Origin of the sequence: Phyllobacterium sp. (genome assembly GCF_037994405.1) — a bacterium.
In the GTDB taxonomy this organism is placed as follows: Bacteria; Pseudomonadota; Alphaproteobacteria; order Rhizobiales; family Rhizobiaceae; genus Phyllobacterium.
In genome coordinates, this window is sequence record NZ_JBBNAN010000344.1 from 1 (window position 1) to 25,286 (window position 25,286).

The 25,286-nt window shown below is 57.5% G+C and carries 22 protein-coding genes and 1 riboswitch; of the genes, 9 read left to right on the top strand and 13 right to left on the bottom strand.

The annotated features are described in order from the left end of the window. The 6 genes from AAAC48_RS18970 to AAAC48_RS18995 all read right to left on the bottom strand — a co-directional run. Nucleotides 1-1,664: glycosyltransferase family 39 protein (locus AAAC48_RS18970; RefSeq protein ID WP_340655679.1), on the bottom strand; the 1,664-nt coding region annotated here is incomplete at its 3' end. A gap of 10 nt (nt 1,665-1,674) precedes the next feature. Beyond that, nucleotides 1,675-1,995, bottom strand: a complete 321-nt coding sequence (locus tag AAAC48_RS18975) for a lipid-A-disaccharide synthase N-terminal domain-containing protein (RefSeq protein ID WP_340655680.1) — start codon at nt 1,993-1,995, stop codon at nt 1,675-1,677. Continuing rightward, nucleotides 1,988-2,719, bottom strand: coding sequence for a glycosyltransferase family 2 protein (locus tag AAAC48_RS18980; protein WP_340655681.1), 732 nt, complete (start codon nt 2,717-2,719; stop codon nt 1,988-1,990). Before AAAC48_RS18980 ends, AAAC48_RS18975 begins: the two co-directional genes overlap by 8 nt. A gap of 104 nt (nt 2,720-2,823) precedes the next feature. After that, entirely contained in the window at nt 2,824-4,473 is a 1,650-nt protein-coding gene (locus AAAC48_RS18985; RefSeq protein WP_340655682.1) for a thiamine pyrophosphate-binding protein, read from the bottom strand. After that, nucleotides 4,457-5,644: a CaiB/BaiF CoA-transferase family protein gene (locus tag AAAC48_RS18990; RefSeq protein ID WP_340655683.1), complete on the bottom strand. Its 1,188-nt coding sequence runs from the start codon at nt 5,642-5,644 to the stop codon at nt 4,457-4,459. The genes AAAC48_RS18985 and AAAC48_RS18990 overlap by 17 nt, the downstream gene beginning before the upstream one ends. A gap of 4 nt (nt 5,645-5,648) precedes the next feature. Then, a complete protein-coding gene (locus tag AAAC48_RS18995) occupies nt 5,649-6,605 on the bottom strand; it encodes an alpha/beta hydrolase (protein WP_340655684.1) in 957 nt (318 codons plus the stop codon). A 505-nt stretch (nt 6,606-7,110) separates the two neighbouring features. Between AAAC48_RS18995 and AAAC48_RS19000 the strand changes: the two genes are divergently transcribed. Beyond that, complete coding sequence (locus tag AAAC48_RS19000; RefSeq protein ID WP_340655685.1) at nt 7,111-9,282, top strand: adenylate/guanylate cyclase domain-containing protein; 2,172 nt, start codon at nt 7,111-7,113, stop codon at nt 9,280-9,282. Nucleotides 9,283-9,339: 57 nt separating this feature from the next. Here AAAC48_RS19000 and AAAC48_RS19005 read toward each other — a convergent pair whose 3' ends face one another. Then, nucleotides 9,340-10,344 (bottom strand): FecR domain-containing protein, encoded by a 1,005-nt coding sequence (locus tag AAAC48_RS19005; RefSeq protein WP_340655686.1) that lies wholly within the window; start codon nt 10,342-10,344, stop codon nt 9,340-9,342. Between the two features lie 406 nt (nt 10,345-10,750). On the opposite strand from AAAC48_RS19005, the gene ettA reads away from it, so the two are divergent. The 3 genes from ettA (at nt 10,751) to bluB (ending at nt 14,117) form a co-directional block, all read left to right on the top strand. Continuing rightward, entirely contained in the window at nt 10,751-12,400 is a 1,650-nt protein-coding gene (gene ettA, locus AAAC48_RS19010; protein ID WP_340655687.1) for an energy-dependent translational throttle protein EttA, read from the top strand. 117 nt (nt 12,401-12,517) lie between these two features. Further along, nucleotides 12,518-13,126, top strand: coding sequence for an MOSC domain-containing protein (locus AAAC48_RS19015; protein ID WP_340655688.1), 609 nt, complete (start codon nt 12,518-12,520; stop codon nt 13,124-13,126). A gap of 26 nt (nt 13,127-13,152) precedes the next feature. After that, a riboswitch (cobalamin riboswitch) is annotated at nt 13,153-13,331 on the top strand. Nucleotides 13,332-13,376: 45 nt separating this feature from the next. After that, the gene (gene bluB, locus AAAC48_RS19020) at nt 13,377-14,117 is read left to right on the top strand and encodes a 5,6-dimethylbenzimidazole synthase (protein ID WP_340655689.1); all 741 of its coding nucleotides are present in this window, start codon (nt 13,377-13,379) and stop codon (nt 14,115-14,117) included. Here bluB and AAAC48_RS19025 read toward each other — a convergent pair. Continuing rightward, nucleotides 14,062-14,379 carry a DUF2293 domain-containing protein gene (locus AAAC48_RS19025; RefSeq protein WP_340655690.1) on the bottom strand — a complete coding sequence of 106 codons (318 nt, stop codon included), beginning with the start codon at nt 14,377-14,379 and terminating at the stop codon, nt 14,062-14,064. The genes bluB and AAAC48_RS19025 overlap by 56 nt on opposite strands. A gap of 132 nt (nt 14,380-14,511) precedes the next feature. On the opposite strand from AAAC48_RS19025, the gene AAAC48_RS19030 reads away from it, so the two are divergent. Next, entirely contained in the window at nt 14,512-15,519 is a 1,008-nt protein-coding gene (locus tag AAAC48_RS19030; RefSeq protein WP_340655711.1) for a metalloregulator ArsR/SmtB family transcription factor, read from the top strand. Beyond that, nucleotides 15,519-16,445, top strand: coding sequence for a methylenetetrahydrofolate reductase [NAD(P)H] (metF, locus tag AAAC48_RS19035; RefSeq protein WP_340655691.1), 927 nt, complete (start codon nt 15,519-15,521; stop codon nt 16,443-16,445). Before AAAC48_RS19030 ends, metF begins: the two co-directional genes overlap by 1 nt. A 507-nt stretch (nt 16,446-16,952) precedes the next feature. On the opposite strand, the gene AAAC48_RS19040 is transcribed toward metF, so the two are convergent. Further along, entirely contained in the window at nt 16,953-17,852 is a 900-nt protein-coding gene (locus AAAC48_RS19040; RefSeq protein WP_340655712.1) for a DMT family transporter, read from the bottom strand. A 185-nt stretch (nt 17,853-18,037) separates the two neighbouring features. Between AAAC48_RS19040 and AAAC48_RS19045 the strand changes: the two genes are divergently transcribed. Next, complete coding sequence (locus AAAC48_RS19045) at nt 18,038-19,264, top strand: alanine racemase (protein ID WP_340655713.1); 1,227 nt, start codon at nt 18,038-18,040, stop codon at nt 19,262-19,264. A gap of 1 nt (nt 19,265) precedes the next feature. On the opposite strand, the gene AAAC48_RS19050 is transcribed toward AAAC48_RS19045, so the two are convergent. Both AAAC48_RS19050 and AAAC48_RS19055 read right to left on the bottom strand, forming a co-directional pair. After that, entirely contained in the window at nt 19,266-20,480 is a 1,215-nt protein-coding gene (locus AAAC48_RS19050) for a lytic murein transglycosylase (protein WP_340655692.1), read from the bottom strand. Between the two features lie 127 nt (nt 20,481-20,607). Then, nucleotides 20,608-21,426 (bottom strand): GH25 family lysozyme, encoded by an 819-nt coding sequence (locus AAAC48_RS19055; protein ID WP_340655693.1) that lies wholly within the window; start codon nt 21,424-21,426, stop codon nt 20,608-20,610. A 238-nt stretch (nt 21,427-21,664) separates the two neighbouring features. Between AAAC48_RS19055 and AAAC48_RS19060 the strand changes: the two genes are divergently transcribed. Both AAAC48_RS19060 and AAAC48_RS19065 read left to right on the top strand, forming a co-directional pair. After that, complete coding sequence (locus AAAC48_RS19060; protein ID WP_340655694.1) at nt 21,665-22,171, top strand: hypothetical protein; 507 nt, start codon at nt 21,665-21,667, stop codon at nt 22,169-22,171. 141 nt (nt 22,172-22,312) lie between these two features. After that, nucleotides 22,313-23,335, top strand: a complete 1,023-nt coding sequence (locus AAAC48_RS19065) for a hypothetical protein (protein WP_340655695.1) — start codon at nt 22,313-22,315, stop codon at nt 23,333-23,335. A gap of 5 nt (nt 23,336-23,340) precedes the next feature. Here AAAC48_RS19065 and AAAC48_RS19070 read toward each other — a convergent pair whose 3' ends face one another. Further along, the gene (locus AAAC48_RS19070) at nt 23,341-23,997 is read right to left on the bottom strand and encodes a class I SAM-dependent methyltransferase (protein WP_340655696.1); all 657 of its coding nucleotides are present in this window, start codon (nt 23,995-23,997) and stop codon (nt 23,341-23,343) included. 12 nt (nt 23,998-24,009) lie between these two features. Further along, nucleotides 24,010-25,263: a DUF3419 family protein gene (locus AAAC48_RS19075; RefSeq protein ID WP_340655697.1), complete on the bottom strand. Its 1,254-nt coding sequence runs from the start codon at nt 25,261-25,263 to the stop codon at nt 24,010-24,012. Nucleotides 25,264-25,286 lie beyond the last annotated feature (23 nt).

The window sequence follows — 25,286 nt, forward strand, 5'->3', positions numbered from 1 at the left end:
GTGATGGTCGTCCTGCGGCCCTTGCTGTAGTTGACGCCAGATACGGTTGCAACCGCCGCGACCGATCTCTCGCCCCGGGGCAGGCTCCTGATAAACGCGTCGTGTTCGCGCTCGTCGACAGCCGAAATGGCACAAGCCGGGTCCCCGAGAAGGTGCTTTGCCGCGCCCTGGCCGTCGGTAAGGATCGTCTTTGTGCCTGTGAGAAAGACGAGGCTTGGCTCGGCATAGCTCGCCGATGCGAGCACACTTTTGTCGCATGGCTTGGCCTCATTGAATGCGTTGGCAATGGCCGGGCTTACCCACATCGGGGTGAGCGCCGGGATAACACCCCAGGTGAGCAGCCCGAAGGTGATAATCGCAAAAGTTGCAGCAGCTTGCAGCGCACCCTTGAGATTGTGATTCAGGATGAGACCGCTGGCGAAGACGCCTGCCGCAAGAGCGGTGAAGAAGACAATGATCCCGGGTAACGAGAATGAACCGGTCATGATATAGGGGAGAACAAGACCCGCGCCCATGATCCCGAGCGTTGCCGCCGCGAGACCCAAAAGCGTCAACCGCTCCAGCCAGATTTGCCAGCGCCCGCGATAGGGCTGCGCAGCAATACCGGTGTCGACCGCCCATGCCATCATTAGCAGCAAGGCCGGATAGGCCGGCAGGATGTAATGCGGCAGCTTGGTCGGAACAAGCTCCGTCACGAGCCAGAATGGCACGTACCAGGCCGCCAGAAACGCAAGTCGAGGATCGTCGCGCAAACGGCCCAGAGCATGCAATCCGCCGCGAACGGCAAGCACACCAAACGGCCAGATGAAGAGAACGAAGATCAATGCGAAATAGCCAGGCGGGGCGCCATGGCTTTCCTGCGCGTCGCCCACCTTGGACAGGAAGTCCTTGTTGACGGATTCGTTGAAGAAGGCGCCACCGCTCTTCTGCGTAATCAGGACGATCCATGGCAAGACGATCGCAAGCAAGATGAGAATACCGCTCAATGGCTTCAGCCGTTTGAGCCAGCGCCATTCGCGATAGAAAATGCTGAGCGTCGCCATGGTGAGCAGGCTGACGAAAGGTGTGATCGGTCCCTTGATTAGGACACCGATGGCTGTCGCCAGCCAGAAAATCAATGCCGGTGCCCACCTCTCCGCTGCCTGCATGCGGCTTGCCATCCAGATCCAGGCGAGTGCGCCCTGCGCGAATACGACGGTTGCCAGCACCGCCGCATCGGTCTTTGCAACCCGCGCCTCAAAGCCAAGCATGACGATACTGGCCAGGGCGATGCCAGCGAGAAGGCCTGCACTTTGGCCGAAGAAGACCGCACCGAGCGCCGCAGTTCCCAACACTGCCAATGTTGCCCCAGCGACAGACACCAACCGGTACGCCCAGACCGGGGCACTATCATCGTAGCCTACCAGCTTTAGCGCGGCGCTCTGCAGCCAATAGATGCCGATGGGCTTTTTGTAGCGCGATGCATCCTGAAAGCGGATATCGACATAATCACCGGTCTCGGCCATTTGATGCGTGGCCTGGATATAGCGGGATTCATCGCGGTCCAGCGGCGGGATTGAGGCGATGCCGGGAACGAAGGAGACGAGGCAGACGAAGATCAGCAGCAGATAGTGACTGATGCGCAGCCGCCTGGCCCTGCCGAGAGCCGGATCTGAGTGGGTCATCAACACCCTCTCACGTATCCTGTGTCATTGCCTTCTTCTCATTGGCGATGAGCCAGAGATTGCGAATGTAGACAACGAGGCCGAGGCCCTGACCGGCAATGAACACGGGATCCTTGCGCTGGATCGCATAGACGAACAGCAGCACGCCGCCAAAGAGCGAGAAGAACCAGAAGGTGACGGGCACGACGCTGCGCTTGGCGCGTTCAGAGGCGATCCACTGAACGACGAAACGCATGGTGAAACAACCCTGCGCGAAAAATCCGAGCAGGATCCATGCATCGAACTGAGCGATGAAAACCGAGTGCAGCCAATTTGTTATAGCGTCAGCCATGGCTGATCTCCGTAATCGTTGGGACGGTCTTGCGACGTTTTCTCAGCCACCAGACACCATATAAATCGAGAATACCGCGCAGTCCGCGGTCAAGAATGCCGTAGTTGGATTTGCCGTGGCGCCGTTCGCGATCGACAACGTCGACGTGCACCACGCCATAGCCCTCGCGGAGCGCCAGTGCCGGCAGATAGCGGTGCCAGCCATCGAAGAATGGCAGTTCGCGGAACAATTGCGTGTGCACGGCTTTGAGGCCGCAGCCAGAATCACGAGTGTTGTCCTTGAGGATCGCGCCGCGCAGTTTGTTGGCGTACTTCGAAGAGAACTGCTTGAGCTTGGTGTCGGTTCGCTTCAAGCGCTGGCCGGCGGCTATACCAACCGCGGGCCCGGCCTTCAGCAGGGCATCGGCCAATTGTGGCAGATAAGCGGGATTATTCTGGCCGTCCCCATCCATGGTGACCACCACCTTGCCCCTGGCAGCAAAGACGCCGGAGCGCACCGCCGCGCTCTGCCCAGCGGATTTATCATGGCGAACGTGGCGTAGCGGCTTTCCAGCCTTGATACGTTCGCCGAGAACCTCCCCGGTCGCATCCGTCGAGCCATCATCAACGACGATAACTTCGTAGCTGCGGCCATCCATGGCTGCATCCACTTCATCAAGGAGAAAGGCAAGATTGGCGGCCTCGTTTCGGCACGGAATGACGATTGTGATTGCCGGATTGCTCAAGTCAGACGCTTTCGTAATGTCTCATCAGGCGCGCTCCATAACATTGAAAGCGCCGCCTTGCTATCCTCATTTATGTTACGAAGCTGTAATGGTCACCTTGTTGATTAACGCTTGTTGCGAATGTCTGTGAGGGTCTTCGCCGGAGTGATCGCCTCGGGATCGAGGCGGATTTCGATGATTGCAGGCTTGCCGCTCCCGACTGCACGCTGCCATGCGCCCTCGAACGCTTCCGTCGTCTCGACCGTCTCGCCATGGCCGCCATAGGCGCGGGCGAGCATGGCAAAATCCGGGTTGGTGAGGTCAGTCGCCGAAACCCGGCCGGGATATTCGCGCTCCTGATGCATGCGGATCGTGCCGTATATGTTGTTGTTGATCACAAGAACGATGATCGGCAGGGAATATTTGACCGCTGTCGCAAAATCCTGACCGTTCATCAGGAAACAGCCATCGCCCGCAAAGCAGACGACGGTGCGATCGGGATAGAGCTGTTTCGCCGCGACGGCCGCGGGAAGGCCGTAGCCCATCGAGCCGGAGGTTGGGGCGGCCTGTGTGGCGAAGCGGCGAAAGCGATGGAAGCGATGCAGCCACGTGGCGTAGTTGCCCGCGCCATTGGTCATGATCGCGTCTTCGGGCAACACGCTTTCGAGATAGGCCATGATCGGTCCCATCGCCACCTTGCCTGGACCTGTTTGTGGGGGTGTCGACCAGGCGAGGTAGGCCTTGTGCGCGGCTTCCGCTTCGCCCGGCCAATTGATGTGCGATGGCGGCGCGAGATGTTCGACCGCTTCGGCAAAAGCGTCGGGTGCCGCGTTTATGGCTAGGCTCGGACGATAGACGCGGCCCAGCTCGTCGGCGTCAGGATGAATATGGATCAGCGTTTGCTTGGGGTAGGGGCTGTCCATGAGCGTGTAGCCGGAGGAAGGCATTTCGCCGAAACGTCCGCCGACAAGCAGCAGCACGTCCGCCTCTTTCACACGGGCTGCAAGAGCCGGATTGATGCCGATACCGACATCGCCGGCATAGTTCGGGTGCAGATGGTCGAACAGCATCTGGCGGCGGAATGAGCAACCGACGGGCAGATGCCATTTCTCGGCAAAGCGCGTGATCGACTGAACTGCACGCTCATTCCAGCGTGAACCGCCGAGAATCATGAAGGGTTTCTTCGCACCCTGCAGGAGGTCGGCAAGCTTTTCGATGCTGGCGGGCGCGGGGCCGGTCTCGACCGGCAGCCAGGCTTGCGCTGTGACCGCGTTGACGGCATCGGTGAGCATGTCTTCCGGCAGGGCGAGCACGACTGGTCCCGGGCGGCCCGAGGTCGCGACTGAAAATGCCCGTGTGACGAACTCGGGTATGCGCCGCGCATCGTCGATTTCAGCCACCCATTTGGCGGTATCGGCAAAGAAGCGGCGGTACTCCACTTCCTGGAAAGCTTCGCGTTCACGCGCGTCACGCTGTACCTGACCGATGAACAGGATCAGCGGCGTCGAATCCTGCTTGGCGATGTGGATTCCGGGCGAAGCGTTGGTTGCGCCGGGACCGCGCGTAACGAAACAGATGCCGGGTTTACCGGTGAGCTTGCCCCAGGCTTCCGCCATCATCGCGGCGCCGCCTTCGGCCCGGCAGACAGTCACGCCGATATTGGCATCAAAGAGCGCATCCAACACGGCAAGGTAGCTTTCCCCCGGGACACAGAACAGGCGTTCAGCGCCATTGGCAGCCAAGGCTTCGACGATCAGTTCACCGCCTGTTTTCATCGGATGCATCCTTCAATTCGTTCAATATTTCGGCGCTATGTTCGCCAAGGCGAGGCGAGGGCCGGTTATAGCCTAGCGGAGTCTTCGACATGACGATCGGCGTGCGAACCGAGGGTATGGTGCTGCCATGCGCATCGTCGAGATCAAGCCGCATTTGCCGCGACATGATCTGTGGATCATCGAACATCTCGCCGATCTGGTTGATCGGACCGGCTGGAACAGCATTTTTAGCGCATGCATCAAGCAGGTCGGCGCGGGTGTGCTTCCTGGTCTCGGCCCGGATCAAGGCCGTCAACTCGGCGCGGTTTTCCAGCCGCGCTCGATTGGTCAGAAAACGCGGATCGCTGGCGAGGCTGCCCAGCCCGGCAAGGGCGCAGAACCGGGCGAATTGCCCATCATTGCCGACAGCGAGGATCATATGGCCGTCGGATGTCGGTACGACCTCGTAGGGAGATATGTTCGGGTGCGCATTGCCCATGCGATGCGGGCTCCTGCCGGTCGCCAGATAATTCATGGCCTGATTGGCCATCACCGCCGATTGCACGTCGAACAGCGCCATGTCGATCATCTGGCCTTCGCCAGTCTTGGCCGCATGCGCCAGTGCGGCCTGGATAGCGATAACGGAGTAAAGTCCGGTAAAAACATCGGCCACAGCGAGGCCAACCTTCTGCGGCTCGCGATCCGGTTCGCCGGTCACAGACATTAGTCCGGACATGCCCTGAATGATGAAGTCATAGCCTGCCTGCGCGGAATATGGACCGGTCTGGCCGAAGCCCGTGATGGAGCAATAGACGAGACGCGGATTGTCAGTGCTTAGAGATTCGTAGTCGAGACCGTACTTCTTCAGGCCGCCGACCTTGAAATTTTCCAGAACCACATCCGCCGTCCTGCACAGCGCCTTGACCGTTTCCTGTCCTTCGGGGGACGTAAAGTCGACCGTGATGGAACGCTTGCCGCGATTGCAGGAATGGAAATAGGCAGCCGAAAGGTTTTCGCCTTCGCTGCTGGTGATGAAGGGCGGCCCCCAGCCGCGCGTTTCATCGCCGCCTGCGGGGTTTTCAACCTTTATGACATCGGCACCGAGATCGGCGAGGATTTGTCCGGCCCAAGGACCGGCGAGGACGCGGGCCAGCTCGATGACACGGATACCTTTGAGGGGAGCATCAGGCATGATATCAGGCACTCTTCAAATTTATTGTCCGCTGCTCGATCGTGCGAGCAGCCCATTTGGCGAAATCCTGCGTGATCACTTCCCGGTTGATCTCGTTGAGGCCTTCATGCCGTGTATCCGGATAAATCGTGGTCGTGACATGGGTGAAGCCAAGCTTGCGCATACGATTTTCGAGATCCTTGACAGCCTTGCCCTTTGCCGTAGCAGGATCTTCGGCACCGCCAACGAGATTGAACGGCAGGTCGCGCCGTACCTTGGCCAGCAGCGTGTCGTCTGACCCGGTGAAGATAAAATCGAAAATATCGCGCCACATGCTCACCGTCGGGTTCCATCCCGACAGGGGATCCGCAAGATAGGCGTCAACTTCGTCGGGATCGCGTGACAGCCAGTCGGACGCTGTGCGTGCATTATTGATACTGCGACCCCAATCCTGAAAGGTGAGTTTCGGCAGCACCATGCTTGGAACGTCAGAGCCGAGGAACATGCGTTCCGCGCGCAGGATTGCCTGCGCCAAACGGCCGAGGAAACCTGCCGAGAAATTTGCATTCCAGATCGCAGCCGCATCCACCTTGTCCGGGTGTTTCAAAACGTAGTTCAGTGCAACGAGCCCGCCCATCGAATGGCCGAACATGATGAGCGGCAGACCGGGATGACGGTTGCGGGCAAGATCGTTGATGGCATCCATGTCGTCCAGCACATGACGCGGCCCGCCCGCTTGGGCAAAGCGCCCGGCAGGGGCGCCCGGAGCCTTGGTCAATCCATGACCGCGATGATCATGGGCATAGACGTGGAACCCCTGTCCGTTCAGGAATTGCGCGAAACGGTTGTAGCGCAGCGAATGCTCGCTGACACCATGATTGATCTGGACGATGGCGCGGGCTGTCCAGACAGCTGGTGAAAAGCGCAGGGCGAGCGTTGCGCCTGCGGCGGTTCCTACCAATTCTACATCGTCGAATGCCATTCGGTGCCTCCCGTTGCAATTGAAAGGGTGGCGCACGATTAGTCAATGCGGAAAAAAGCCGGCGAAATTCGCCTAAATTGTTTCGATGCTGCACAATAAATAATCATATGAAAATCAATGCAATTTTATTTTGCAAAACCTCTTGCAAACGACAAAAACATGCCGCAGAACTTCATTCCGAAAGAGATTGGATGCTGATCTTTTCCTGATTGTTACAACTGTACGCACGCTGTACGAGCGTTTGATTGCAGGCAAAGTAACGAGGGAGCTGACCGCGAATATCCAGACCTTGCAAGTTACATGGCCGTTCAAGGGAGAAGAGGACGCTCCCCGAATGCGGCACCAGAGGGGAAACCGGGTGACGGAAATATCCGCGCCCGGTTTCGCTCATTTTGGGGCGCACAATTCGTCTGCTCTTCTTGGGCTGACGCGATCACGTTCCTCATTGCTTAGCTCTGAAGAAAAATGCAGCATACCGTTCCCTTGGCACGACGGCAGTTTAGTCATGACGCGCGCGCAGCAAGTTGGTGTAATTATCGGCCTGGCGATCGTGGCGGCGCTCACGATCCTGCGAGCAAGTGATCCGCAGCTCTTGAAGCAGGCCCGCGACCTTACATTCGACGAGTATCAGCGCATGGCGCCGCGCGCTTTTGAAAAACTGCCGGTCCGGGTCATTGACATAGACGAAGCTTCACTCCAGGAGTTCGGTCAATGGCCATGGCCCCGAGATCGGCTCGCGACCTTGGTCGACAGGCTTTCGGAGATGGGAGCGTCCGCAATCGCGTTCGATATCCTCTTCGCTGAGCCTGATCGTCTGTCGCCGCGTTCTGTGGTTCGCGACGTTCCTGGAATCGATCCCTCATTGCTTGGGAAACTACCTGACAATGACGAGATTTTTGCCCGGTCGATCGCTGGCAAGCCGGTCGTCCTGGGTTTTGGTCTATCCAACGAAGGAAATTATCACCCTCCGGTGAAAGCCGGCTTTGCTTTCACAGGCGAAAGCCCGATTGGCGCGCCCCCCCGAATAAGGGCCGCGACGCCGTTACGGCCGCAGCTTGAAGCCAATGCTGCTGGCATTGGCCATATCAGCCTCAATCCCGGTGCCGCTTCGAATGTCGTTCGGGCTGTCCCGCTTTTCCTGAGCGATGGCGAGCAGCTTTACCCCAACCTCGCGCTTGAAGCGCTGCGTGTCGCGCAGGGCGCCTCCACCTATGTGCTGGCGGGCGCCGCGAATGTGCCCGACACACTAACACTGATCAAAATTGGGGAATTCGTGGTTCCGGTCACTGCGGCGGGCGAATTATGGCTTTATGTCAGCCGCGATACTGCTGAAAGGTATGTCTCGGCCAGGCAGGTGCTGGCGACGGGGGGCGCTTCTCCGGATGTAAGGGCTGCGATTGATGGCAGCATCGTGTTTGTCGGAACATCAGCTGCCGGGCTGCAAGATATTCGCACGACAGCTCTTGGACAGAACGTCCCTGGTGTCTCGCTGCACGCGCAGACCGTCGAGCAGATTTTATCGGGCCATTTTCTCGCGCGGCCGGACTGGGCTGATGGTCTTGAGATAATGTCCATTGCAGCGGCCGGCAGCGTTCTCGTGATGGTGACCACATTCGTCAGTCCTGCCGTCGCGCTTGCCTGCGGCTTGTTGATCACCGTGCTGGCTCTTGTCGCCTCCTGGCTCGCCTTCTTCTATGCGGGGTTGCTCTTCGATCCGCTGGCCCCGATTGTCAGCGGATCTATAACCCATTTCGGCGCCACGGCGTTTCGCTTCCTGGTTATCGACCGGGAGCGCCGCGAGGTCAGGCGCGCCTTTGGCCACTATCTTTCGCCGTCGCTTTTATATCGCATCGAGCATACGCCAGATGCCTTGCGTCTTGGCGGCGATGATCGTGAACTGACGGTGATGTTCGTCGATGTGCGAAATTTCACCCAGATCAGCGAGCAGCTGGCACCTGCCGAAGTTGTTGGGTTTCTAAACACGCTGCTTGATGCCCTCAGCCATCATGTCATTGCAAACGAGGGGACGCTCGACAAGTTCATCGGAGACTCGATCATGGCGTTCTGGAACGCCCCCGTTGATGTCGCCAACCACGGTGGCAAAGCTGTGAACGCCGCGCTTGCCATGCGGGAAACGCTTGCGCGCCTCAACGCCGAGGATGCATTCGGCTTTGGCAAGGAGCAAAAAGTCGGCATCGGCATCGGCATCCATACTGGACTTGCCTGCGTCGGAAACATGGGCGCCGAGACGCGGTTCAATTATTCGGCTGTCGGCGATGCCGTCAACATCGCTGCACGCATTGAGTCCTCCTGCAAGGAAGTCGGCTTCGATATTCTCGTGTCGGAGAGCACGGCAAAGTTACTGCCGAATTGGGCCTTGCTTGAGGCCGGAGTGCTGGCTCTGAAGGGAAAAAGCACGCGAACGCGGCTTTTTGCGGTCGTTGGTAACGAGCGTCTCGGAATATCCGCAAAATTTGCAGAACTGCAATCTTTTCATAGGCAAGTTGTCGAAGCGCTGCGTTCACGATCGGCGACGATCCGCAAAGATGTCAGCACGGCAAAGCTCAAGTCTGCCGGACTTGCGCCTGAGTTGTCGGAATTCTATCGCCGGATCTCCCGCCGGTCGGATCATTTTCTCGATGGGCTCAATGGAAGGGACGTTAGCTCGGCCGAGTAACTAGGCGAACGATATTTGCTTGCATTTGCACGCTCCGAAAGCGATGCCTGGCTGTGGTCAATTAGCGTTGTCCCCGGCCGGGTGCCCTGAGTTGTTCCGGCCGTCGTCGTGACCGCGGTGGTCCCTATCGTGGTGGCCGTCCTCGTCCTCACGGTCGTCGTCCCTGTCGTGGTTACTCTTTTCGTGGTGGAGCTCCTTACCTTTGTCTACATGCGGCTTGTCTGGCATATCCGGTGTGTTCGGCTGGTCAGGCGTATTCGGCGTATTTGGCTGGTCTGGTGTACTCGGCGCGCTCGGCGTATCAGGTTGCCGATCGGGTCTACCCGGAGCTGGACTGGCTGGGTGAGCTCCTGGAGCGGAGTTGCGGCCAAGCGGGTCCACTGCAGTCCTCGCGAAGCTGCAGCCAATGCCAACCGATCCCAATTTCCCGGAGAGCGCCTGGTACCCGGAAAGGAACGGCAATGCTCGCGTACTGCCGAGTGTTCTGAGAATGCTTCGGTCGACCCGGCGAACAGCGGTCATTTCGCCATTGCGTTTGGCTACCACGCAGTCGCAACGTTTTTTCAACTCCCGGCAACCACCTGGTCCGCATAACTGGGCCGAGCCGTTCAGCAAAACGACGGCAGTCGTCCCGTCCGGCCCGACATTGACATCGAACGCTGTTCCTCGGACTCCGATCGTTCCAGCCGGTGTCAAAATCTCATAGGCTGACGATTTCGAGTTTCCGCTGATCCAGCGAAACGTTCCCTTTGCGGCCTTTATGCTCAGCTTTTTCACCGAGTCGGAATCGTCGAACACAAATTTGTCGATAACGACAGACGATCCCCAACCCACAGCCAATTTCGTGCCGTCAATGAATACAAATTGTCCAAGCCCGCTCTGGGACGTACGAATGCGCTCGTCCCGATGAACAGGGCCATTGACTACCAGCGGACCGCTCGCACCCGTAACTTCAGTCTTGATCAGGACAGCTTCGCCCACCGGCTCGGCGGCCATTGTCAACACGGGATTGTAAAGCGTGACGCTGAGCGCCGCGGTTGCGGCGACACGCAGATACGACATCGCACCCTCCAAGCCTGGTATAGTAACAGTGACTGTAAGCAACGTCGTGTCATTCATTTGGGTTAGGCGAATGCAATCGAATTTGGCGAGGTCGGGCGCGCAAGGTGCCGTGATCTCCCCCTACGAGCACAGCCGCTGCCGCCTTGACGCGCAACGGACGGGATAAAAAGACGCCGGAAGAGGCGGTCTGCGGATCGCATCTTTTTCTACCAAGACGCACTTCGACGACCGCCCGTCTTCCCCACAAGAGCAATGGCCAAACGCGACAATCGGGCATGACAAAGCGATGGGCTAAATCAAGGAATGTCCGAAATGAGCGCCAATGCATTGCCACCAGAGCCCCTTTCGCCTACATACGGCGCAAATTCATGTCCCTAAAATCCCGAACACCGGAGTGACGCGCGTTATGGCACGCCAATTCATTTATCATATGGCCGGCCTGAACAAGGCATATGGAACCAAGAAGGTTCTTGAAAACATTCACCTTTCCTTCTACCCCGATGCCAAGATCGGTATCCTCGGACCGAACGGCGCTGGCAAGTCGACGATCCTCAAGATCATGGCTGGCATGGACAAAGAGTATACCGGCGAAGCCTGGCTTGCAGATGGCGCGACCGTTGGTTACCTCGCACAGGAGCCTGTTCTCGATCCGACCAAGGACGTGATGGGCAATGTCATGGACGGCGTTGCCGACAAGAAGGCGATCCTCGACCGCTACAATGAACTGATGATGAATTATTCCGACGAGACCGCCGATGAAGGCGCCAAGTTGCAGGATATCATCGACCACAAGAACCTGTGGGATCTGGAATCCCAGGTCGAAATGGCGATGGAAGCGCTGCGCTGTCCTCCAGGCGACAGCGAGGTGACCAATCTCTCCGGTGGTGAGCGCCGCCGTGTGGCGCTGTGCCGCCTGCTGCTGTCGCAGCCCGACCTGCTGCTCCTCGACGAGCCGACCAACCACCTTGACGCGGAAACCACTGCCTGGCTGGAAAAGCACTTGCGCGAATATCCGGGCTCCGTGCTTCTGATCACGCACGATCGCTACTTCCTCGACAACGTGACCGGCTGGATTCTCGAGCTCGACCGCGGCCGCGGCATTCCCTATGAAGGCAATTATTCGGCTTATCTCGGTGCCAAGGCCAAGCGTATGCTGCAGGAAGGTCGCGAGGACGACTCGCGCCAGAAAGCGCTCGAGCGTGAGCGCGAATGGATTTCCGCCAGCCCCAAAGCCCGTCAGGCCAAGTCCAAGGCGCGTATCAAAGCCTATGACGCACTCGTCGATGCCGCCAACAACCAGCGTCCGGGTGATGCGCAAATCCTTATTCCAGCAGGCGAGCGTCTCGGCCAGGTTGTGATGGAGGCAGAGAACCTTACCAAATCCTTTGGCGACCGTGTTCTTATCGAAAACCTCACCTTCAAACTGCCGCCCGGCGGCATTGTCGGCATTATCGGCCCCAATGGAGCCGGTAAGACCACCCTGTTCAAGATGATCACCGGTCAGGAAAAGCCGGATTCCGGCTCCATTCGCATCGGTGACACGGTGCATCTCGGCTATGTCGACCAGAGCCGCGATCATCTGAAAGCGGACAAGAACGTCTGGGAAGAAATCTCCGGTGGCAATGAAATCATCAAGCTCGGCAAGTATGAGATGAATTCGCGTGCCTATGTCTCGGCGTTCAACTTCAAGGGTGGCGACCAGCAGCAGAAGGTTGGCAACCTTTCCGGCGGTCAACGTAATCGCGTGCATCTTGCCAAGATGCTGCAGGCCGGCGGTAACGTCCTGCTGCTCGACGAACCGACCAACGACCTCGACACCGAAACACTGGCGGCACTCGAAGACGCGCTGGAAAAATATGCGGGCTGCGCCGTGATCATCAGCCACGATCGCATGTTCCTCGATCGGCTGGCGACGCACATCCTCGCATTCGAAGGCGACAGCCATGTGGAATGGTTCGAAGGTAATTTCGAAGATTACGAGAACGACAAGATCCGCCGCCTCGGACCCGACAGTGTCAATCCGAAGCGCCCGACGTATAAGCCGCTGACACGCTGATGTTGTTGGGAGGGTGGCAACGCCCTCCCATCACCATTTTTGACAGACCCATCAGTCATATTTGCTGGTTTCCGCGGTCGATTTTCCTAAGATGCGGCGAATCTAATGGAGCTTGCAATGACTGGCCTGTTTGGACCAAGAACCGAGATATTTCCCGCCCGCAAGATTGGCGGAAGGGTGAGCGGTCTGTTCGAAGCCGTCGCAGGGGACTTCGTTACGACGCGCGCCAGTTCGCTCGAACTGACGTTCGACGGCATCGTTGGCGATTTTCACGCCGGCGCCACGCGCAAATCCGGCGGGCGCGAACCCTGGTATCTGCGCGGCACTGAAATGCGCAATGAGCGCCAGCTTTCCATCCTCGCGTCGGACGAGTTGAAGGAAGTCGCCACCGGTATGGGCTTGGAGGAGCTCAAGGCGGAATGGATCGGCGGCAACATGGTCATTGACGGTGTTCCATCGCTGTCCATGCTTCCGCCGCGTACGCTGCTGTTTTTCGAGGGCGGCGTAACGCTAAGGGTCGACGGGCAGAATGCGCCCTGCAAGGTCGCCGGGCGCTCGATCGGCGAGCACGCCGCTACTGCGGACCACACCACCACGGCGTTGGATTTTGTCCGGGTATCGCGGCGTTTGCGCGGGATTGTTGCCTGGGTTGAAAAGCCGGGCACTATAGGCGCCGGCGAAATGGTCGACGTGCGTGTGCCTGAGCAATGGATTTATCAGCCCTGAGGCTTGCGCCGAAGAATTTTCTATGGCCAATAGATTGAAGGTCCGGTGCCCGTTGATTGCGGGAGAATCGGGAAGCCGGTGAAAGTCCGGCACGTGCCCAACGCTGTGAAGGGGATGGGCCGCGCAGATGCCACGGATATGTCCGGAAGGCGCGCGGTTCAGGCGAACCTCAGTCAGAAGACCGGCCGGACCCTATTGCTCGAACCGCGCGGACGGCGGGGAGGGTTTCAAGCGTTGTTGGGAGCAAACAATGCACGATGTTTCGTATGGTCCGGTCACCGCAGCTGGCTTTTCCGAGGATGAGCGCGCCGCCGTCTACAAAGCCATTTACACCCGCCGCGATGTGCGCGACCAATTTCTGCCAAGGCCCATCCCTGATGATCTGCTGATACAGCTCCTCGATGCGGCACATCATGCTCCGTCGGTCGGATTCATGCAGCCGTGGAATTTCATCGTCATTCGTGATGAAACCCGAAAGGCGGAAGTGCACCGCGCCTTCACTCGCGCCAATGAGGAAGCCAAAGGCTTGTTCGCCGATGAGCGTCAGGCGCTCTACGCGTCACTGAAGCTTGAAGGCATCCTGAAGGCACCGATCAACCTCTGCATTACTTGCGACCGGACCCGTGGGGGCAAGGTCGTGCTTGGGCGCACGCACAACCGGCAGATGGATATCTATAGCACCGTCTGCGCCGTGCAAAACCTCTGGCTTGCGGCGCGGGCTGAGGGAATCGGTGTCGGCTGGGTCAGCATTTATCGCGATGAAGACATGCGGCAGATCCTTGGCATTCCGGATCACGTGAAGATCATTGCCTATCTCTGTATTGGCTATGTCGATCAGCTCTACGATGCACCGGAACTGGAGAAACGTGGCTGGCGCCAAAGGCTGCCCTTGGAGAGCCTTATCTTCGCGGAAGAATGGCAGGGCGCCGCCGAGCTCAGCTCGGATCGTCCTCGTGCGGATCCAGCAAACGCGTCGCCCGCCATTCCGTAAGTTTCCGATTGATGGCATCGAGCACGAAGAACCGCGCACAATCCTTGTCGTAGCCTTCGTCGCGCAAGGCGTCATAGTCGGTATGCTGGTGGCGGACATGGGCCACAGTCGCGAGCCATACCGCGATTGGCGGTGGCAGGGTCTTCATGTGCGATGCGCCGGCGGCGGCGCGTATCGGCTCCGAATCCGAATAGGGAACCGCGGGTAGAAGCAGCGTCAGCGCTTTGTTGATGGCACGCTGGCGGTTTGTTCCTGTACTCATGCGGATTTTCCTTCAGATCGATTCTACGACCTATTTCAGACGCGCCAAAATTTGTCGTCAATGGCAAAAACGAACTTGCCAAAACTCCATTTCTCACATAAACATATCTTTATGTCTTTTGAAGGTGGAATGATGGACAAGCGTGATCTCAATCTTGATCTGATGGTCGATACGCTGAAGGCAGCGGCGGAGCCAAGCCGACTGCGTATCCTTGCACTGCTTTCACGTGGCGACCTGACAGTTTCTGACCTTACCTCCATTCTCGGGCAGTCACAGCCGCGCGTGTCGCGCCATCTCAAGCTGCTGTTCGAAGCAAGCCTGATCAACCGGTATCAGGAGGGCTCGTGGGCCTATTTTCGCCTCGCGGATTCGCTTATCGTCGGCGATATCGCACGCTCGCTGCTGGACCGGCTTGATTGTTCTGATCCGTTACTTGAGCGCGACCTTGAACGTCTTGCCTCGGTTAAATTGCAGCGTCGCGAACGGGCCGCAGCCTATTTCAGTGCGAATGCCTCGAGCTGGGATGCTATACGTTCGCTGCATGTGCCAGACGGCGCCGTGGAAGATGCCCTCTTGAAGATCGTTGGCCGCAAGCCGTTCCAGGCCATGCTCGATGTCGGCACCGGGACCGGGCGCCTGCTCGAGCTTTTCTCGCCGCTTTACGTGCGAGGCGTTGGCATCGACATCAATCGCGACATGCTGACCATTGCCCGTTCCAATTTGGACAAGGATGGCATCACCAATGCGCAAGTGCGCCATGGCGACGTCTATTCCCTGCCGGTCGACCGGGAATCGTTTGATCTTGTGACCATTCATCAGGTTCTGCACTTTCTCGACAATCCGGCGGAAGCCATTCGCGAGGCTGCACGGGCACTGCGTGCAGGCGGGCGTATGCTGCTCGTCGATTTCGCGCCGCATGAACTTGAGTTCCTGCGTGACAACCACGCCCATGTGCGCCTCGGTTTCAATGACGAGCAGATGCGTGAGTGGTTGACTGAAGCCGGACTGATGCTTGAGGAAAGCATGCAACTTGAGCCGAAAGACAAGGACAAACTGACCGTTAAATTGTGGCTGGCACGCGACCCGCGCTTGCTGATTGCCGACCCTGCTTTAACCTCCCGCATCACGGAGAGCGTATAATGAGTTTCTTCCGCCAATCCCGCCGTCCCGATCTCGGTACCAATATCCGGGTTTCCTTTGAATTTTTTCCGCCCAAGACCGAGGTCATGGAAGAGCGCCTATGGGAGACAGTGACGCGCCTTGCGCCGCTCACACCCGAATTCGTCTCGGTGACCTACGGCGCTGGCGGCTCGACCCGTGAGCGTACTGCTCGCACGATCAAGCGGATTCTGACGGAAACCGACGTCAATGCAGCCGCGCATCTGACTTGCGTCGACGCGACGAAGGAAGAAGTCGATACGGTCGTGCGCGAGTTTGCCGCCATGGGCGTCAAACGCTTTGTGGCGCTGCGCGGCGATCCGGCGGGCGGCGTCGGCGCCCATTACAAGCCAACGCCGGGCGGTTATGAGAATGGTGCTGATCTGGTCGCTGGTCTCAAGGCTTTCGCTGATTTCGACATTTCCGTCGCCGCCTATCCGGAAAAGCATCCGGAGAGCCCGGATTTCGCCACTGACATCGACATGTTGAAGCGCAAGGTCGATAACGGCGCTACGCGGGCGATCACGCAGTTCTTCTTCGAAAACGATCTCTACGAGCGTTACGTCGAGAAGGTCCGCCGCGCGGGAATCTATATTCCGATCCTGCCGGGCGTCCTTCCGATTCACAATTTTACGCAAGTCACCAATTTCTGCTCGAAAGCCGGGACACATATTCCCGGCTGGCTCGCAGAACGGTTTGATGGTCTGGAAAACGATGCGCAGACCCATCAGCTTGTTGCTTCCGCGGTTGCCGCTGAACAGGTGCTCGATCTCGTCGAACGGGGCGTACAGGATTTCCATTTCTACACGATGAACCGTGCTGATCTTCCTTTTGCCATCTGCCACCTGATCGGCATTCGTCCGGGCAATGGTGCGTTGGAATCCAGCCTCGCCGGTGCCGCCGCCTGACGGCATCAAGAGTATTGCAAAATGGGAAACGGCCCGGTTGCTATAACCGGGCCGTTCCATTTTGTTTCACTTCACTAACGGTCAGAGACCATCTCCGTAGCGCTCTTATTTCACCTCAGGGTATCAGTCCTACGACCATTGCACCGATAAATGCGAACGCTGCACAGATCATGAGGACATTCATCGAACGAGTTAGTCCCATCGTTTGTCTCCTGCAGTTAACCGGTTTAGCATAGCGCAAATTTGCCACAGAAAAAGCCCAATTATTGCGATCGTGTGACAACGGGCGTAGAATTTTTTTGCCTTTGAACCCTAAGTTTTTGAAATAAAACGGATTTACTTTAGCAAAAAAATTCTAAATTTGCGATAAAATACCTCGAAAGCCGGTATATTTTTGCACTGCAATAAGGCGATTGTTGCCCGCGGCATTTTCCATATTTTGCCACAATTGTGCCCGGATCGAGCCAGCGAACTTTATAATACAGGGTTAAGCAATTATTGAAAACTTTACGCTTTTTGCCGATCTTGCAGCGCTGCCATCAGGCGTCCGTCGATCGTCAACAGGCCAAGGGCGATCAACGCCATTCCCATGAAGTCATGAGCGGCTAGATGCTCACCAAGAAATATTGTTCCAAGCAGGATCGCACTGACCGGTACGATGAGGGTGACGAGCGATGCGTTCGTCGCGCCCGCAGTCCGGACAATGGAGAAATACAGGATATAGGCAAATGCCGTCGACAGGAGGCCAAGGCCGAGGATAGCGAGCCAGATGCCGGTGTCGATGCTCGCTATGTCAGGAACGCCGTCATAGAAAAGCACGAGAGGAATCATGATCAGCGTAGACGCAGTCATCTGGCCTGTTGACGTGACGGTCGGTGGCACGCCTTTGAAACGCTTGGCGAGAATGCCGGCAAAAGCGTAGGACAAAGTCGCGCCGATCACAGCCAGCTCAGCCCAAAGAGGACCACCGAGGCCTGTCAGTGCACCGGGTCCGATCATGACGATAAGCCCGAATATTCCAAGAAGAATGCCAGCCAGTTTGTTTAGCGTTACCTTTTCGTCGACCGTCAATACGGCCGCGACGACGACCGTCCAGATTGGCGTCGTTGCGTTGAGAATGGATTCGACGCCTGCGCCGAGAACAGTCTGGCCGATGAAGAGCAGGGAAAAGGGGATGACGTTCATCAGCAGCCCCAGCCCGGCGAACTCAAGCGCATGCTGCCGATAGTCCCAGAACCGTATGCCGCGGCCAAGCAGATAGAGATGCAAAGCCAGTGCCGCTACCGCCACCCGAAACAGAACCAACGTCAGTGGTGGTACAACCTGAACTGCGACACGTGCAAAGAAGAATGATCCACCCCAGATCGCGCCAAGCAGGAGCAACTGCAGCCAGGCAAAGCCTGTCATTGCGAGGGGATTCGATGTCGTCGTCTCGGCAGTGGACACAGATCACAATCCTTTAAGAACAGCGCAGCACAAGCATCGTTATTATCCGCTCACGGATATAAAGCCACCCGATTCCTGGCGCAAGAAACTGACTTTCGTCTGTCACCTGTCCTTGATAAGAGTTTTGCATGACGCAGAACAAATCGATGCAACGATTCGCCTCGGCCCGTGAAGCAGCGCTCACCCTGCGGCCGGATCAACCCGTCTACTGCTTTCGGCCAGAAGTTCTGGTGGAGGATGCGCACCAGTTCATGAAGATGTTTCCTGGTGAGACTGCCTATGCCGTCAAGACCAATGGCGAACATCTCGTTCTCGATACACTGGCGCGCAACGGCATCAATACGTTCGATGTGGCATCGCCTGGAGAGTTCGAGGCGGTTCGCAAGGTGGCGCCAAATGCCCAGATGCTCTTTATGCATCCGATCAAGGCGCAATCTGATATACGCCTCGCCCTCGAAACCTATGGTATTCGCGTTTTGGCGGTCGATCATGAGGATGAGATCGCCAAGGTGACCCGCATCGTACGGGCGCTGGATATCGACCCCGCCAGCATCACACTCTATGTGCGCCTGCAGACCAAGGGCCATGCCGCCTATGAATTGTCCAAGAAATTCGGCGCAGCGCCAGCCCACGCGGTGGAGCTTTTGCAGCGGGCCCACAAGATCGGATATAATGTCGGGCTGTGCTTCCATGTTGGCAGCCAGATCGAGCATCCCGACACATACGAACACGCGTTGCGCTCGACCGACTGGGTGCGCAACCGCGCGGGTGTGCCATTGGCCGGTCTCGACGTCGGCGGTGGTTTTCCAGCCGAATATGGCCATGATCCCAAGCGCAAGCACGTGGAAATGCCTTCACTGGGCCAGCTGATGTCGCGGCTGCGCGATGATATCAACGAATATGGCTTTGGTGACTTGCCGCTTGTGGCCGAGCCCGGCCGTGTCATCGTCGCGCGGGCGTTTTCGCTCATCGTGCGCGTGCTCTTGCGCAAGGGCAGGCGGCTTTACATCAATGACGGTATCTGGGCGTCGCTTTCGGATTCATGGACAGGCAAGATCACGCTGCCAGCGCGGTTCATTCCCGACCCGGCCAAAAAGCATCGCAATGGCGATCCAAAGGAGATCATGCCCTTCAAGGTGTGCGGGGCAACCTGCGACTCGGTCGATATCCTTTCCCGCCCATTCTGGCTGCCAGAAACGGTAGACACCGGAGATTGGATCGAAATAGGCCATATCGGCGCCTATTCGCTATCCCTGCGCACGCGCTTTAATGGCTTCTATCCTGACACTTTTGTAGAGGTTGAAACCCCATTCGATGCGGGTGAACGTCCAGAGGGCTTTGCCTCGCTCGAGACGATGGCAGCGGCGCAGTAAATTAAAGTTTGCCGAGGAGTTCGGGCGTTGGCCAGGAATCGGCTGGCAACCCAAGGCGTACCTGCTCGTCCCGCACCGCGTCGCGGGTGAGAATACCGAACACGCCGTCGATCTTCGGACCCATATCGTGGCCGCGCGCAGCAAGCTTGCTCTGCAATTCCTTCATCTGTTGCGGATTGAGACCAGCTTCAGGATTGGTCGGTTCCAGCGGGCCTGCACCAGCAAGACGTGTGGCGAAATAGGCGGCGGTCGTGGCGTAGATGATGGATTTGTTCCATTCGACGAAAATGTCGAAGTTCGCATAGGACAGGAAGGCGGGGCCCTTGCGGCCCATCGGCAGTAGCAGCGATGCATCGCCATTGTCGGGACCGAGCGGTCCGTTCATGCCGGCAACGCCCCATTCAGCCCATTTTGAGTGGGGCAGGCGATTGGTGCGAATGGCGTTTTCCCAAGGCAATTCCTGCGTAAGTTTGATTTCTTCCAGCCACGGCTCGCCCCTGCGCCAGCCAAGATCGTGCAGCACGCGCGCTGCTGTCATGATCGCGTCGGGGGCACTGCGCTTCAGATCAACCTTGCCATCGCCATCGCCGTCAAGGCCACGTTGGAGATAATCAGTCGGCAGCATTTGCATCTGGCCGATTTCGCCCGCCCACGCGCCGGTCGTCTTGGCATCCACGACACCACCGTCGAAAAGCTTTAGGAGAGCGATCAACTGTGGACGGAACAGCTCCGGCCTGCGGCAATCAAACGACAGAGTGAGGAGGGCGTTCAGTGTATCGAAATCGCCCTGAACGGCACCGAAATCGGTTTCAAGACCCCAGAAGGCGGCAATTACCGGGCCAGGCACGCCATATTCGGCTTCAGCCTTGGCAAAGGTGTCGGCATATTTCTTGAGATTGGCTGCGCCCTGTTTCAAACGGTAATCAGAAACCATGCGTGAGGAGAAAGTCAGAAAGGTCTGGTTGAACACGCCTTGGGCGCGGTCACGCTCCAGAACCTTGTCGTCCATCGATGCCTTGAACAATTCGCTGATGCCCTTGTCGGTAACTCCAGCAGCTCTTGCTTCATTGATCAATCCATTGAACCATGGCTCCAGTTCGCCACCGCAGGCGGGCTTTGCAGCCACGGGTTGCGCTGGTGCCACCTGATCAAGCGCGTGGGCGGCGCTGGACATGACCAAAAGGCTGGCGGCAAGAGTAATCGACAATCTGTTCATCAGGGAGATCTCGTTGACAATGGGCGTACCTGGAGCGCGTGCCGGTACGCGGAATTTTCCTTGCTAATGCACGAATATAACGGCGAGGTGAAGACAAAGAATTGCGAGAAGAGGCAGAGTTTGACCTTTATCGCACCTTGTTGCGTACCAGCCACTGTTTCCAGGCCGTTTCGCTGCCCGCGAAAACATTGATATCGGCGTCACCGCGCATACCGGGGATCGATCCCGTCCCCGTGTATTGCCAGAACGTCCAGGGGTGCGTGCCGTATTTCTCGTTGGGGTGGCCAGCAACTGAACGCAGCCAGAACGGGTATCCGACAAACTGGCGCAAATCGTTGCCGTCGAAGAAGTCGACCGTCGTGTAGATAATCGGGCGCTTGCCGTAGTGGCGCTCCACAATATCCATGAAGGTGCGCATTTCACTGCGCACGACCGCTGCATTCGGCCGGAGTTTGCAAGTCGGCGACGCCGCATTCCATTCCATGTCGAGAACAGGCGGCAATGCATCCGGATCTTTCGGGACATGCCGGATGAACCAGTGTGCCTGTTCCTTTGCGCTGCGGCAGAAATAATAGAAATGGTATGCGCCACGCGGAACTCCGGCAGCCCGAGCCGTTGCCCAGTTCTCGGCGAAACGATCATCGACACGATCGCCGCCTTCGGTGGCCTTGATGAAGGTGAAGGAGATACGGTTGCCGCGAACGGTCGGCCAGTCAACCGCCGATTGATATTTGGAAACGTCAGTTCCGTGCACCGGATAACCCCAGGGCGTCTTGCCGGTCCAGTCATGCGGATCGCGATCCTTGAACCGCGGGGCACTCACATTGCCGGATGGTGCCGCGATCTGCTGCACGGAAGAGGGGCGTTTTGCTTCGGAAAAATCATAATCAACCGTTGTGCAGCCGGTAAGAAGGAGGGTCAGCAAACCTGCTGCAAGACGTTTCATGAATGGCGGTCCGTATTCGAATAGTGGAAAGGCATCTGGTACCTGCTTATTGATGCGTCATTATGCTTAACAAATTGCGCTTGCTGTCTTATCGCAGCAAATTTTTGCTGGAAACATCAAATTTGCGTCTGCGTGCTTGTATCATCGATATGGGCTATTCTCCTTAGTTGCGATCGCACCAGGTAGCTGAGCGAATCTAGATGCTTTCGACGCCGGTACGTGCGCTGGGAGGAGGACGATGATGAAGATGATTATCCGAGTAGCAGCAATCGTTACAGGGTTGGCGTTGCCGCTGTCCGCACAGGCGCTCGACACGAATGCCCGGGTCGACGTCGCGCATTGTCAGCACGCACTGGATGGTTTCAAGCGGGCTCTGAGCGACTACGGCGCAGCGAAATTTGGTCTCGATCGTGCCATACAGCTCCTTGGATCAGCGCGTTATGCGAGCCGTGTTGGAAAGATGAAGATCGATCTGGCGAGCCGGCAAGCGCAAGCCGAGGCTGCCCTTTCGCCGTACATCCATTCGATTGGACCCGCATACGGCGCTGTTTGGCTGGTGAATGCCAGCTGCGAGGCCGAGGAACTCAGACAGTTGCCCTATGTATCGTCCGTTGATCAATTCAAGAAAAGGGTTGACGAGAATATCTCGAAGCTGGTGCATGGCGGCGTTGACAAACTTGCCGACGAACAGATGGCTGACATCAAGGAAATGTTCGACGAGATGAAGGCGAGGCAGAAACAATAGCTGCGATTGCTTGCCACACGTTGACGCGTTCCCGCCTGTCATTTTGCTAGCTGTAGGAATTTGAGAGCCATGCTACTCGTTGCAGTTAGAGTCTAGGGCACTGGCTACAGCACTGCCATTTGATCGATCGGGGGAAGCGTAATGATCCGAAGACTTGGCTTGCTGGTGCTTTTCGTTGGCCTCGTCGGTCTAGCAAATGCGTTCTTTGCGTCTTGGGTGACAATTGATCGGGATGACCTCGGCATTTCAGTCAGTCAGTCGGGAAATTGCGTCCGACCGACCATTCCCAGCTTCTGGCGAAATTATCGCGGTTTTCCCGATTACGACAACGAGCTGATTTCTGATTATTTCGGAATCTACGCGGCCTACGCGTCAAATGTTTATCGCCCCATTCCACGTGAGCGGTTCGACCTGAAACCGGACTATTTTGGCTGGGCGCCACAGGGTGAGCCAATTGTTAGGCCAGGTGGATTCTACGCCGAAGTCTATTACCGGCGAAGCGCCGATCGCATGTCAGTTATGATGGTTTTCAGAGGAAAGGACAGTTTGACAAGCATTACGGACCTCATGAGCGAAGACACCTATTTCACCCAGATTATCAATCCATGGGATCAATATCGAACCGCGCGCAAGGAATTCGCCAAAGTCAGAAAAGAGGCCCAGGCCAACGCGGGAAACCTGCCGGTCGAATATATCATGGTCGGTCATGCGCTGGGTGGTGGTCTTGCCCGCCATATGGCGGCGGCGTTTCCGTGCACTGCGGCGATCACGTTCAACTCGACATTCGTATCAAACAACCGCCGCTTGGCGGAGCCTTACGACGGCCAGGTGGTCGACCTTTTTGCTGACAATGATCTCTTTTCAAGAATTGCGATCTTACCCAATCCGCGCGCGTTCTTCCGTATTTCACGCCAGCATCAGTGGTATCGTGTGCGCAGCGCCGGGGATTTTGCAGGCCAGCAAGGCATGCTCAGGGCCGCGATTGCCATGGCGCGCATACCCGTCATGTGCCTGCTTCGCTCTGATTGCGAACTCAACCAGAAAACCAGCGGCGATGCGGTCGAGCCCAATCCACAAAGCACGCGTTCAGCCGCCGAAATGTCTCTGCTTTACTGCCTGGCAGCTCCCAATTCGGAAGGCTCCAGGGCTGATCTGTGCAAATAGCTTGCTTATGCCTTGCGGCGAATGACCGATATCCAGGCGAAGCCACGATAGAGCCGCTGAACTTCCGCTTCTGATTTCGTCTCGACGGCGATTGTATCAGCCACGTTGAACAAATCGTTGCGCGGGGTGACGTGGTACCACTCCAGCCATTTGTAGAGTGCGGCCCTGGTGAAGCCGGGCAGATCCTTGAGATCACCGAAATCGACGATGTGCAGTGCGCCGCCGGGTGTAAGATGGCTTACCGCTTCACGCATCACCGCCTGCCATTGCGGGATCATCGACACTGCGTAGGAGATGAAAATCCGGTCGAACTGGCGCCGTCCGAAAAGTGTTACCGGATTGAAATCAGCGGCATCGGCAAAAGCAAGGTGCGCACGTTCACCAAGTCCCGCGGCAGCAATTTTCTTATGTGCCGTGGCTAGCATTTCATTCGATATATCAATGCCGTAGAGTGAGGTCTTGGGGTAAGCTTCTCCAGCCAGAACCAGATTGCGGCCGGTACCGCAGCCGATTTCAAGAATGCTGCCTCTTTCCGGCGGATTGAGGCCCGCGATCATTGGGTCGCGGCCGAGAAGATAATATTTGCGGGTGGCATCGTAGACGTGACGCTGATGCCGGTAGACGCGGTCCATCAACGGTCCATGTTCAATCTTCGCAAACATCCAGCTTAGTCCTTAATCCTTGAGCAGATAGAGATGGAAACCGCCATAGATCGACGACCGGTCACGGGCGTGGAGCGCGAGCGACTGTTCTTCCTGGTAGGCCCAGCGATCCAGCAAGGCGCCGTCGATACGGCCGGGCAAGATTGTCGGTTCGGCGGCGGTGCGGAAAATGACGCGCGCCCCTGGCGCGGCAGTGCGGGTGATTTCACCCCAGAGATCGTTGAGCTGCACATCATTCATCCAGTCCTGCGCATCAAGAAGGATGAACCGGTCGACGGATGCAGTGGGCTTGGCGGCGAGAAACTCCGTCAAGGATGCATTGACGACGCTCATTCGACCGGCGCGCTCGCGAACGGTCGCGAAATTATTCCGCGAGAGATAAGGCGGCAAGGGGCCGGTTTCGGCGTCGTCGCTATAGCCACGTCCGAACGCCTGCCAGGCGAAATAGTTCTCGGAGAGGGGGAACCCGCAGGCAAGCTTCTCGAGCCGTCCACGCAGAACTTGCGCCATGTTGCCATTTCCGGCGGTCGCCAGCGCATCATATTGCTGCGGCGGGATACCGAGACCGAACAACGAGGATTTGCGCTTTGTTGCCCAACGGATCATTCGTTTGTCAAATAGCGGAGCGAGGGCGCGATCGAAATAGGCGCGCTGCTCTTCTATAGTCGATGCTTTGAGGATGTCGCGCGGATCGATGCCATAGAGTTTTGCCACACGGTGGCCCATGCCGATGAATACGCCGAGCAACCCATGGCGATAGAGGTCGCGCGAGAAGATGGTGATGCGACGGCGGCCGGAGAGCATGCGCTTTTCCCAGTAGGCTCGGCTGGTCATGTCCAAATGCGGCTGGATGAAACGCTCATAGGCCGCAAGGTTGGTCTTGTCGTCGGCCGTGCCGTAAAAGCGGTAGAAGGCATCGTAATTCGGCAGGTTGGCAACGGCTGCCAGCTTGAGCCGGTTGAAGGCGACATGGGCCGTGTTGAGATCGACGGCTTCAACACTGGCGGGGTCAGCAGTCAGATATGACATCGCGTTGCAGCCGCCGGATGCGATGGTGACGATGCGGTGACCGGCGCGGATCTGCAGCGCCTCCATATCCACTTCCGGGTCTTCCCAGATTTGCGGATAGACCAGTCCCTTGAAAACATGGGCGAAAAGACGCTCCGATAGTCCGGCGCGGGACATTAGCCGGTTTTGCCGGACAGCCTTATTCAGCTTCTCGTTGCGCGGGAGAGGGGCAGTGTCTGATTGTCTAGCAAACGGCATCTAATCGAATCCCCTTTGTTGGA